The 11,783-nt window shown below is 64.1% G+C and carries 10 protein-coding genes; 2 read left to right on the forward strand and 8 right to left on the reverse strand.

The window, feature by feature from the left end; translation table 11 throughout:
- Window positions 1-34: 34 nt before the first annotated feature.
- The 8 genes from AC0V2Y_RS07190 to AC0V2Y_RS07225 all read right to left on the reverse strand — a co-directional run bounded on the left by AC0V2Y_RS07190 (window position 35) and on the right by AC0V2Y_RS07225 (window position 8,825).
- Entirely contained in the window at window positions 35-1,291 is a 1,257-nt protein-coding gene (locus tag AC0V2Y_RS07190; RefSeq protein WP_475415743.1) for a phenylacetate--CoA ligase family protein, read from the reverse strand.
- The gene (locus AC0V2Y_RS07195; protein ID WP_475415742.1) at window positions 1,288-1,647 is read right to left on the reverse strand and encodes an MmcQ/YjbR family DNA-binding protein; all 360 of its coding nucleotides are present in this window, start codon (window positions 1,645-1,647) and stop codon (window positions 1,288-1,290) included. Before AC0V2Y_RS07195 ends, AC0V2Y_RS07190 begins: the two co-directional genes overlap by 4 nt.
- Window positions 1,648-1,662: 15 nt before the next feature.
- Window positions 1,663-2,502, reverse strand: a complete 840-nt coding sequence (locus AC0V2Y_RS07200; RefSeq protein WP_475415741.1) for an ABC transporter ATP-binding protein — start codon at window positions 2,500-2,502, stop codon at window positions 1,663-1,665.
- Window positions 2,503-2,628: 126 nt separating this feature from the next.
- Window positions 2,629-3,948: an ABC transporter substrate-binding protein gene (locus AC0V2Y_RS07205; protein ID WP_475415740.1), complete on the reverse strand. Its 1,320-nt coding sequence runs from the start codon at window positions 3,946-3,948 to the stop codon at window positions 2,629-2,631.
- 57 nt (window positions 3,949-4,005) lie between these two features.
- Window positions 4,006-5,064 carry a branched-chain amino acid ABC transporter permease gene (locus AC0V2Y_RS07210; RefSeq protein ID WP_034752817.1) on the reverse strand — a complete coding sequence of 353 codons (1,059 nt, stop codon included), beginning with the start codon at window positions 5,062-5,064 and terminating at the stop codon, window positions 4,006-4,008.
- Window positions 5,065-5,147: 83 nt separating this feature from the next.
- Window positions 5,148-6,044: a branched-chain amino acid ABC transporter permease gene (locus AC0V2Y_RS07215; protein ID WP_230504509.1), complete on the reverse strand. Its 897-nt coding sequence runs from the start codon at window positions 6,042-6,044 to the stop codon at window positions 5,148-5,150.
- Window positions 6,045-6,063: 19 nt separating this feature from the next.
- The gene (locus AC0V2Y_RS07220) at window positions 6,064-6,879 is read right to left on the reverse strand and encodes an ABC transporter ATP-binding protein (protein WP_029496076.1); all 816 of its coding nucleotides are present in this window, start codon (window positions 6,877-6,879) and stop codon (window positions 6,064-6,066) included.
- A gap of 14 nt (window positions 6,880-6,893) precedes the next feature.
- Window positions 6,894-8,825, reverse strand: coding sequence for an AMP-binding protein (locus AC0V2Y_RS07225; protein WP_475415739.1), 1,932 nt, complete (start codon window positions 8,823-8,825; stop codon window positions 6,894-6,896).
- Window positions 8,826-9,005: 180 nt separating this feature from the next.
- Here AC0V2Y_RS07225 and AC0V2Y_RS07230 point away from each other — a divergent pair, with 180 nt between their 5' ends.
- Together AC0V2Y_RS07230 and AC0V2Y_RS07235 are read left to right on the forward strand one after the other, a co-directional pair.
- Complete coding sequence (locus tag AC0V2Y_RS07230; protein ID WP_475415738.1) at window positions 9,006-9,704, forward strand: Crp/Fnr family transcriptional regulator; 699 nt, start codon at window positions 9,006-9,008, stop codon at window positions 9,702-9,704.
- On the forward strand, window positions 9,691-11,751 hold the full coding sequence (locus AC0V2Y_RS07235) for a DUF4132 domain-containing protein (RefSeq protein ID WP_475415737.1): 2,061 nt from the start codon (window positions 9,691-9,693) through the stop codon (window positions 11,749-11,751). Before AC0V2Y_RS07230 ends, AC0V2Y_RS07235 begins: the two co-directional genes overlap by 14 nt.
- Window positions 11,752-11,783: the final 32 nt, after the last annotated feature.

Below are 11,783 nucleotides of genomic sequence, written 5' to 3' on the forward strand. Positions count from 1 at the left end.
ATGGTCAATGCCGGTATTATCCCGCAAATCGGCCTTATTTGTAATCGCGCATGTCGTCGATGATTTTCCCGTCCTGGGCCAGGCTGCCCACCGCCACCAGCACCACGTCGCCGCGCAGCTTGGTCAGTTCGCGGATCGAGCCGATGATGGCTTCCACGCCGCTGGCGTCCGCCGGATCGTCGACTTCGCAATGCAGGGCCATCTCATCGTTGGCCATGCGACCCGACACCACCAGCCGCGCCTTCCTGATTTGCGGGTGGCGGCGCGCGATCTCATGCACCTGCGACGGATGCACGAACATGGCGCGCACCTTGGTGGTTTGATCCGCGCGTCCCATCCAGCCCTTGATGCGCGTATTCGTGCGCCCGCACGGCGACTCCGGCGCGTCCATCAGCACGGCCGACAGATCGCCGGTGGCAAAGCGGATCAGCGGGTAGTCGGCATTGAAGACGGTGACGACGACTTCGCCCACTTCGCCCGGCGCGACGGGAATGCCGCTGCCCGGATGGACGATCTCGAGCAGCACGTTTTCATCGACGACCATGCCGGGATTGAGCTTGCCATGGCTGGCCGTTTCATAGGCGATGCTGCCGATATCGGCCGAGGCATAGGTCTGGAACACGTGCGGCACGCCGTTCTCGGCAAACCAGCTGCGCAAGGATTCGGGCAAGGCTTCCGCGCCCATCAGGGCCTTGGTGACGCTGCTGATGTCGGCGCCCATTTCGCGCGCCTTCTCGATGATCAGTTTTAAAAATGAGGGCGTGCCGATATACGTGTCCGGCTTCAGGTCGGCCATCGCCTGCACCTGCATTTCCGTCTGGCCGATGCCGGCCGGGATGACGGTGCAGCCGATGCGCGCGGCGCCCCCTTCGACCATGAAGGCGGCCGGCGTGAAGTGATACGAAAAGCAGTTCTGCAGCAAGCCGCCGGCGCGTACGCCGGCGGCATACATGGGCCGCGCGAAGCGCCACCAGTCGGGGCCGCGGCCTTCCGGATCGAAGATGGGGCCGGGCGAGACGAACACGCGCGACAGGGCGTTTTTCGGCGTCGTGTTCAAGCCGCCAAAGGGCAGCTGCGCGTGCTGCAATTGCTTGAGGTCGGACTTGCGCGTGACGGGCAGCTGCGCCAGCGCGGCTCGGCTGGTGATGCCGGCCGCGTTGACGCCGTCGAGGATGCGGGCCCAGCCCGGCGCCTGTTGCGCGCGCGCGATCAGCTGCGGCAGGCCGGCCATCAATTCGCGTTCGCGCGCTTCGGGGGCGCGTGCTTCCAGACTGTCGAGCGTATCGGTCATGTTGCGGATTCTCCAATGTCACGTTGCAGTTTTTTCGTCAGCCTGGCAAAAATCAGGCTGTATGAGCGGTGCAGCAGGGCGGCCATTTCCCCGTCGCCGAGGGCGTCGGGGCTGGCGATATGCACCCATTTGGCCCGCGCCAGGTAGGGCGCCGGGCGGATGCCGGGACGGTCCGTCAATTCCAGGAAGCGCTCCGCATCGACCTTGAAGCTCATGCCGCGCGTGCTGTGCGCTTCCGCGCCGCACAGGGCGAACATCTTGCCGCCGACGCAAAACGCCAGCACGTTGCTCCACTTGATGTCTTCGGTCGCGCCGGGAAAGCCGCGGCACACTTGCTTCGCCCGTTCCAGGTCCATGACTTGCTTCCTGTATCAGGCCAGCCAGCGCTTGCGGCGGCGGTAGAACTTCATGTCGCGGAAGCTCTTGCGCCCGGCGCTGGACACGCCCAGGTAAAACTCCTTGACGTCCTCGTTGCTGGCCAGTTCCTGCGCTTGCCCTTCCATCACGACGCGGCCGTTTTCCAGGATGTAGCCGAAGTCGGCGTAGCGCAGCGCCACGTTGGTGTTCTGTTCGGCCAGCAGGAAAGACACGTTTTCCTTGTGATTCAAATCCTTGACGATGCCGAAGATCTCTTCGACGATCTGCGGCGCGATGCCCATCGAGGGCTCGTCCAGTAAGATCATCGACGGCTTGGCCATCAGCGCGCGGCCGATGGCGCACATCTGCTGCTCGCCGCCCGAGGTATAGCCGGCCTGGCTGCTGCGCCGCGTTTTCAGGCGCGGAAAGTAGTGATACACCTTGTCCAGCGCGTCTTTCAGTTCGCCGCGCGACAGGCTGCGCGTGTAGGCGCCCGTCAGCAGGTTCTCCTCGATGGTGAGGTGGCCGAAACAGTGCCGCCCTTCCATCACTTGCGACAGGCCGCGCTTGACCAGTTCATTCGGCGTCAATTGGTCCACGCGCTCGCCCTTGAACTGGACTTCGCCCTTGGTGACGTCGCCCCGTTCGCCGCGCAGCAGGGTCGAGATGGTTTTCAGGGTGGTCGACTTGCCGGCGCCGTTGGCGCCCAATAGCGCCACGATCTTGCCTTGCGGCACTTGCAGCGACACGCCCTTCAGGACCAGGATCACGTGGTCGTAGATGACTTCGATATTGTTGACCGACAGGTAGGGCGGCGGTGCGGCGTCTGGTGTTTGCGTGGCAGTGTGGCTCATGGCTGCTTCGTTTTCATATGTGTTGGCGATGCTGTCGGATTACGCTACGCTAATCCGACCTACGTGAATGCGGCGTAGGTCGGATTAGGCCGCAGGCCGTAATCCGACACCACCATCGGCAGCGATTTACTTCATGCACGCCGGCGTGATTTTCTTCTCTTCGGCGTACTTGTTCGAGGATTCCTCGACCAGCTTGCGCACCAGGGCCTTGTCGCCGACGATCCATTTCGGCGTGATGGCGGTCCACTTCTTGCCATCCCACTGCTGCACCTTCACGGCGCCCGAGCCTTCATGGTCGTCGCAGCTGGTCTTCACGGTGGGGAACATGCCCAGCGCCCCCACAGCTTTTTGACGCGCATCGTCGACGTTCAGGTTTTCCAGGCCCCAGCGCATCTGCTCGCCCGTGATCGGCTTGCCCTTGCCGAATTTTTCCTGCGCCACGCGGATCGCTTCGACCCACAGGATGCCGGCCGTCACGCCGCGCATGTGGTAGACGGAGCCGATGCGCGACTGGTCGGACAGGTTGCCCTTGCCGGTGGCGTAGAGTTTCTTGCGGATGTCGTCGAGCACGGGGTAGTTGCCCGGCGTATTGAACGTCATCGCCGTGTAGCCCTTGGCCGCGTCGCCCGATGGAATCGTGTCTTCCTCGGAACCGGCCCACCAGACGCCCAGCATTTTGTCGCGCGGGAAGCCGTTGCGCTGCGCCGTCTTGATGGCCACGGAATTCATGACGCCCCAGCCCCACAGGATCACGTGGTCCGGCTTGGCCTGGCGGATTTGCAGCCATTGCGATTGCTGTTCGCTGCCGGGCGGCGCGACGGGAATTTTCACCAGTTCAAAGCCGTACTGTTTCGACAGCGCTTCGAGCACCGGCAGCGGTTCCTTGCCGAAGGCCGAGTCGTGGTACAGGTGGACGATCTTCTTGCCTTTCAGCTTGTCCATGCCGCCATCCTTGTCGCCCAAATACTTGATCATGGCGGCGGCCTGGCTCCAGTAGCTGGAGATCAGCGGATATACATACGGGAAGACCTTGCCGTTGGCGGCATCCGAGCGGCCGTAGCCGATCATCGTCATGGGGATCTTGTCCTGCGCCACGCGGTCGAGGATGCCGTAGGCGACGCCCGTGGACAGGGTTTCGACCAGGGTGGCGCCGCCCTGCTTGGTTTTCAGGCGTTCATAGCATTCGACGCCGCGCGACGGGTTGTATTCGGTTTCGCATTCTTCCCAGCTGATCTTGACGCCATTGACGCCGCCGGCCTGGTTGACCAGGTTGAAGTAGTCGATGATGCCGCCGTAGAAACCGGAGCCGCCGGCCGCGTACGGTCCTACGCGGTAGGACGGCAGGGCGATGTACTGTTCCTTGTCCTGCGCCTGGGCGCTGCCGGCCATGGTGAGTGCGGCACTGGCGATGGCGGCGGCCAGCATGAGCGATTTGATGTGTTTCATTGTGTGTCTCCTCTTGTTTTATTTGGTATTCAAGTGAACCGACATCGACTGCAAAACTTAATGGGGGAAGGGCCAGAGTCGCAACTTTTCCTTCGCAATCTGCCACAGCCTGGCCAGGCCGTGCGGCTCGACGATCAGGAAGAAGATGATCAGCGCGCCGAACACCATCAGTTCCAGGTTCGAGGCCACGCTGGTGGGCAATGCCAGGCCATGCGCGATGGTGTTCAGGAAGACGGGCAGCAGCACGATGAAGGCCGCGCCCAGGAAGGAACCGAGGATCGAACCGACGCCGCCGATGATGATCATGAACAGGATGCGGAAGGACAGGTCCAGGTTGTAGGCTTCCGGTTCCACCGTGCCCAGGTAGGCGTACGCATACAGGGCGCCGGCCACGCCGCAGTAGAACGAGCTGACGGCAAACGCCAGCAGCTTGGTGCGCATCAGGCGAAAACCGATCACTTCGGCCGCCATGTCCATGTCGCGCACGGCCATCCACGAGCGGCCCACGTTCGAGCGGATCATGTTCTTGGCCAGCAGGGCCATGCCGGCCACGATGGCCAGCACCAGCAGGTATTTGCTTTGCGGCGTGTCGAACTGGTAGCCGAGGATGGTCATCTTCTGCACCGTGATCACGCCCGAGGAGCTGTAGTTGGTCAGATACGGGATCTTGGTCAGGCACCAGACAACGAAGAACTGCGTCGCCAGGGTGGAGGCGGCCAGGTAAAAGCCGCGGATGCGCAGGGAGGGCAGGCCGAAGGCGATGCCCACCATTGCCGCGCACAGGCCGCCCAGGATGAACGACACGAGCAGCGGCAATCCGGGCAGGCGCGCCATGAAGTTATACGAGGCAAACGCGCCCACGGCCATGAAGGCGGCGGTGCCCAGCGACAGCTGGCCCGCGTAACCGGTCAGGATGTTCAGGCCCAATGCCGCCAGGGCGAAGATCAGGAAGGGGATCAGGATCGCCGACAGCATGTACGGCGAGGCGAAATACGGCAGGAGGAAGACGGCGACGAGCAGTGTGGCCGTCAGCGCCAGGCGGTCTTGCCGGATCGGGAAAATCTGGTTGTCAGCCTGGTAGCTGGTCTTGAATTGTCCTGCTTCACGGTAAATCATGGCGTGTCCTTTGCGGGCTGTTTTGGCTGTTGCCGGGTTACGCGCCATGCGCTAACCCGACCTACGATGCTGTTTCGGTGGTGTTATATGCGACGGATGATCTTTTCGCCGAACAGGCCTTCCGGGCGCACCAGCAGGAACAGCAGGGCCAGCACATACGGGAACCAGCCTTCAATGCCGCCGCCCACCATGGGGCCCAGGTAGACTTCGGCCAGCTTTTCCGACGCGCCGATGATCAGGCCGCCGACGATGGCGCCCGGCACCGACGTAAAGCCGCCGAGGATCAGCACGGGCAGCGCTTTCAGGGCGATGAAGGTGAGGGCGAACTGCACCCCGTTGCGCGCGCCCCACAGCAAGCCGGCCACCATCGCCACCAGGCCCGCCACGCCCCACACCACGGCCCAGATGCGCTGCAGCGGAATACCCACGGCCAGCGCCGCTTGGTGATCGTCGGCGACGGCGCGCAGGGCGCGGCCCACCTTGGTCTTCGAGAACAGCAAGGCCAGGCAAATCACCAGCAGCGCGCAGATGCCGGCCGCCACCATGTCGAACTGCGAGATGATGATATTGAAATGGTCCATCAGGAAGGGCATCGGCACGTCTTCGATGGGCAGGTCCAGCTTGTGCACCTGCGAGCCCCACATCAGCTGCGCCAGGCCCTCGATGAAAAAGGTCAGGCCGATGGTGGCCATGAAGAGCGTGATTTCGGGCTGGTTGACGAGGGGCCGCAAGACCACCCTTTCAATCGCCATGCCCAGCACGATCATCGTCACCATCGTCAGCGGGATGGCCAGCCACAAGGACAGGCCGAACTTGTCCATGATGCCGACGCAGGTGAGGGCGGCGAAGAACACCATCGCGCCCTGCGCGAAGTTGAATACGCCCGAGGCCTTGTAGATCAGGACGAAACCGATCGCCACCAGCGCATACATGACGCCCGACAGCAGGCCGCCGATCAGCACTTCAAAGAAAAAATTGATATTCATTGCTATTCCTTGTCTAGTGCGCCACGCCGAGATAGGCATTGATCACGTCCTGGTTGCTGCGCACCTCGTCGGGCGTGCCGTCGCCGATCTTCTTGCCGTAGTCGAGCACCACCACGCGGTCGGAGATATCCATCACCACGCCCATGTCATGCTCGATCAGCACGATGGTCGTGCCCAGCTGGTCGTTGACGTCGAGGATGAAGCGGCACATGTCCTGCTTTTCCTCCACGTTCATGCCGGCCATCGGTTCGTCCAGCAGCAGAATCTCCGGTTCGGCCACCAGCGCGCGGCCCAGTTCCACGCGCTTTTGCAAGCCGTAGGGCAGGCGTCCCACGGGCGTCTTGCGGATGGCCTGGATTTCCAGGAAGTCGATGATCTCCTCGGCCTTCTTGCGGTGCTCGATTTCCTCGCGCCGCGCGGGACCCCAGTACAGGGCCTGCAGCAGGAAATTCGACTTCATTTTGAGGTTGCGCCCCGTCATGATGTTGTCGAGTACCGTCATGCCTTTAAAAAGGGCGATGTTCTGGAAGGTGCGGGCGATGCCAGACTTGGCGGCCGCGTAGCAATCCATGCCGCGCCGGTGTTCGCCCCGGTAGATGATCTCGCCCTGCTGCGGGCGGTACACGCCATTGATCACGTTGAGCATCGAGCTTTTGCCCGCGCCGTTCGGACCGATGATGGCGCGGATTTCATGCTGCTTCACGTCGAACGAGATATCGGTCAGCGCTTTCACGCCGCCGAACGACAGCGAGATGTTCTTCAGGTCGAGGATCACGGGACCCGTCTTGCGGGCCGTGCCGAAATGGGCGTCGGGTTCGTTCATTTGCATCGTGCTGTGCTCCATCATGCGGCCAGGCCCTGGGGCCGGTACGTTTTGCTGTCCCAGATCTGCAGGTTGGCGCTGGTCGAACCAAGGCGGCCATCCTCGAATTTCACCTGGGTCTCGATGTATTGCGTTGCCTTGCCCTCGTACAGGGCGGAGATCAGCACCGCGTATTTTTCGGCGATGAATTTGCGGCGCACCTTGCGCGTGCGCGTCAGCTCGTCGTCGTCCGGGTCGAGTTCCTTGTGCAGCACCAGGAAGCGGTGCACCTGCGTGCGGTCCATCAGCGGGTCGGCCGCCAGTTCCGCGTTGACCTGCTCGATGCAGTCGCGGATCAGGCCATAGGTTTCGGCGCGCGCCGCCAGGTCCGTGTAGCCGGAATAGGCGATGCCGCGCCGCTCCGACCAGTTGCCCACCGCTTCGATGTCGATGTTGATGAAGGCGCAAACCTGGTCGCGCGCATTGCCGAAGGCCACTACTTCCTTGATGAAGGGGAAGAACTTGAGCTTGTTTTCGATGTAGTTGGGGGCGAACATGGCGCCGCAATTCATCTTGCCCACGTCGGCGGCGCGGTCGATGATTTTCAGATGGCCTTCGCTGTCGAACACGCCCGCGTCGCCCGTATGGAAGTAGCCGTCGTTGTCGATCACTTCGGCGGTGGCGTCAGGGCGCTTGAAGTAGCCGCTCATGGTGGCGGGCGACTTGACCAGCACTTCGCCATTGGCCGCCAGCTTGACTTCCACGCCTGGCGCCGGCAGTCCGACGCTGTCGAACTTGATATTGCCGTCCGGTTGCAAGCAAACGTAGGCGCAGGTTTCGGTGGAGCCGTACAGCTGCTTGAGGTTGACGCCGATCGAGCGGTAGAAGCGGAACAGGTCGGGGCCGATGGCGGCGCCGGCCGTGTAGGCGACGCGCACGCGCGACAGCCCCAGCACGTTTTTCAGGGGGCCGTAGACGAGCAGCTCGCCCAGCTTGTAGCCGAGGCGGTCCGCCAGCGAAACGGGCTTGCCATCCAGGATCTGCGCGCCGCAGCGCTTGGCCACGTCCATGAAATGACTGAACATGCGGCGCTTGATGCTGCTGGCGTCTTCCATGCGTATCATCACGCTGGTGAGCATGTTCTCGAACACGCGCGGCGGCGCAAAGTAGCAGGTGGGGCCGATTTCGCGCATGTCGATCATCACCGTGTCGCCCGATTCGGGGCAGTTGACGGTAAAGCCGGCCACCATGGCCTGCGCCAGCGAGAACAGGCAGTCGCCCACCCACGCCATGGGCAGGTAGGACAGGATGTCTTCCTCGTCGGTGAGCTGGTCGAAGGCCACGCCGCCTTCGCCGGCCGCCAGCAGCGCCGTATGGCTCTGGCACACGCCCTTCGGTTTGCCCGTGGTGCCCGAGGTGTACAGGATCACGGCCGAGTCGCTGCCCTGGCCCGCTGCCACGGCGGCGTCGAAGAAGCCGGGATGCTCGCGGTCGTAGGCCCGGCCCAGCGTCTGCAGGGCGGCAAAGGACGTCAGCTCCGGCTGGCGGTAATGGCGCATGCCCCGCTCATCGTCATAGGCGATGTGGGCGACGTGCGGATACAGGGCCTTGAGTTCGAGCAGCTTGTCGACCTGCTCCTGGTCTTCGACGATGGCGTAGCGGATTTCCGCATCCTGCAGCACGTACGCCATGTCGGCGGCCGGCGCGTCCTGGTACAGGGGCACGGGCACGCCACCGAGGCTTTGCGCGGCCAGCATGGCCCAGTACAGGCGGGGACGGTTGTCGCCGATGATGGCCAGGTTCATGCCGCGCTGGAAGCCGATGGCGGCCAGGCCGCAGGCCAGCGCGCGCACCTCCTCGTTGACCTCGGCCCAGGTCCAGGTCTGCCAGATGCCCAGGTGTTTTTCGCGAAAGGCGGGCTTGTCGGATCGTACTGTCCCGTGTTGCAATAAGCGCCGCGGAAAAGTTGGCATTGCTGCTGTGGTATGCGTTTGCACCAGTGTCTCCCTGTTGCTTGTCTCAGGCCCCACCTCGTCGGATGGCGCTCTGTATTTTTTATGTGTAAGGCGTTTGTGCAATGATAGTAGCTTGCGTTAGTTTGCCGAGTTGTCTTTTCGGGGACATTTACCCACTTTTCGATGGTGCATCGCACAATGACCAACCCTGATATCAGCCTCAAGGATGCCGTGCGCGCGGCCAACTGGGCGCAGCTGCTCGATCCCCAGCAAATGGCCCGGGTCGAGGCGGATGTGTTCGAGACTTTCGTGCCGAAAGGCGGCTTTGTCTGCCGCAAGGGCGAACCGGTGGACAACTGGATCGGCGTCATCAGCGGCATGGTCAAGATGAATAATTTTTCCGCCTCCGGCAAGGCCATGACCTTCATCGGCGTGCCCCCCGGCAGCTGGTTCGGCGAAGGTTCATTGCTGAAGAACGAGATCCGCAAATACGACACCATGGCCCTGCGCGACACGCGCGTGGCGCGCCTGCCCGGCGCCACTTTCCACTGGCTGCTGGAAACGAGCCTGCCATTCACGCGCTTTTTGCTGATGCAGCTCAACGAGCGCCTGGGCCAGTTCATCGGCATGGTGGAAAACGAGCGCCTGCTGGACCTGAATACGCGCGTGGCGCGCTGCCTGGCGTCGATGTTCAACTCGCATCTGTACCCGGGCGTGGAAACCCTGGTGCAGCTGTCGCAGGAAGAGATCGGCCTGCTGTCGGGCTCCTCGCGCCAGCGTGCCAACCAGGCCTTGCAGGTGCTGGAAAAAAAGGGTTTGTTGCGCCTCGATTACGGCGGCATCCGCGTGCTGGACCTGGAAGGCTTGCGCCGCTACGAGGCCGATGATGCCATCTGAGTCCACTCGCGCCGCGGCGCTGCGCGCGCGCCTCGATGGCGGCTTTGTCGAGCATACGCGTTTCACGGGGCCGCCGGTCGATTTCAGCGACTGGACTCCCGAAGAACTGGGCGCTGTCTGGGGGGCGCTGCACCGCGCGGCGCGCTTTGGCCATGACGATCCTGCGCGGCGCGAACTGGCGATGGCGCTATTGGCACAAGCGAGCAGCATGAAGCTGGCACCGGCGCTGGCAGGCGATGTGTTCCTCGACGCGCTGGATGCGGCCCGCGTGCACGACTGGGACTACGCAATCGGCTGCCTGGATTGTCTGCGCGGCGCGCCACCGGAAGGCAGCGCGCAGCTGGCGCTGCGCATCCTGGATGAACCGAAGCACTGGGGCGAACAGCATTTTGCCGCCTGGCTGCTGGCGCAGCTGGCCGGCGGCGACGCCCCGGCCCAGTTCGGGCAGATGATGGAGGAGCGCCATGCGCGCTACCCGATGCCCTTGACCTTGCAGGAACTCACCGTACTGCCGCAACTGGCGCGAGCATCCCTGCTGGCGCTGGCCGGCTCGCGCTACAGCGGCCACTGGAACCGCGACAGCATCGGCGAGGCCGATCCCGCCGACGTGCTGGCCGACGATGCGGCGTATGTGGATTTTTCCCGCACGATACTGGAACAGGCGGCGCGCCATATCGCCGCCATCCATGACGGCAGCGTGCCGTATGCGGCCGATGCCGCCTTTGCCACGGCAGATTCTCCGGTGCTGGCGCGCGCCGCGCGGGTGGCGTCCTATCGCGATGATGCCTGGTTCAGGCCCGTGATTACCGTCTTGCTGCCGTTGGCATGCGTGGCGCCCGGCGCGGCCAAGAGCGCGCCGTCGCAGTCGCTGGCGATGGCGCTGGGCCATGCGGTGGAAACCATCCCCACGCCCGAAAGCCTGCAGGCCCTGCGCGCGGCGCTGGCCCAGGTACGCCATGCGGGCATCCGCAAGAAACTGGAACGCAATCTGAAACCGGCCGAACGGGCGCTGGCCGAACGGCCCGATATCGCCTGGAGGGTCGGCATGCCGGGCCCCATGGGCAAGCGGCGCCAGGCCATGCTGGCGCGCCGCCTGGAAGCGGGCTACGCCAGCGAGGTGTGGTTTGGCCTGGACCAATGGCGTGCCCTGCGCGACGATGCCGATATCGACGCGGTGGCGCGCGCGCTGGTCTGGCGCACGGGCGATGGGCTGGCCTTCATGCTCGACGGGAAAGGCGCCATCGATGCGCAGGGGCAGCCAGTGGATTTGCCTGGGCAAGGCGAGATCGGCCTGTGGCACCCCTTGCATGGCAGCGTGGAGGAGCGCGCCGCCTGGCAAGCGCTGATCGCGCAGCGGCGCCTGCGCCAGCCGCTGCGCCAGGTCTATCGCGAAATATATGCGCCGCCCGGCGACGGCAGTGCCGCATTTGCCGGCTACCAGCTGTCGCTGCCCACCTTGCTGGGACTGGCGCGCCGCGAAGGCTGGCGCCTGGACTGCGATGAAGGCCTGTCGCGCCAGTTCGGCGCCTGGCGCGTATTGCTTCGCCTCGAGGGGCACGTGTATCCGGGGGCGGGCGGCGCCTGCACGTCAAACGGGCTGGCGCCCGCGCAGATGATGCCGATGACGCCGGTGGCCTATTCGGAAGCGTGCCGCGCGGTGGACCTGCTGGTCAGCGCCAGCGCGCTGGCGCTGGTCGAGGACGAGCAAAGCGTGGAGCGCGAACAGCGCCTGTTTTACCTGTCCAACCTGGCACCGGGGCCGATGGCGGGCATGCGGCGCGCCGTGCTGGAACAGGTATTCGCGGACCAGATCGAGGACGGCCGCATGGCGTTCGAAGCGCGCCACCTGATGGTGGGCGGGCATGCGATCCACCTGAGCACCGGCAGGGCCACGAAGGAGGGCGCCGAGGCGGTGATCGAGGTGGTAGCGATGGGGAGCAAGCTGGGCGCCGTGCCGTGGCTGCCCTACGACGAGGCGCTGCTGGAAAAAATCGCCGCCGCCGCCGGGGCGCTGCTGGCGCAGCACCGAGTGCAGTCCGGCCGCTAATCGCGGTATCATAGACGCTTCCCGGTACCGCT

This window comes from Janthinobacterium sp. BHSEK (assembly GCF_056174685.1).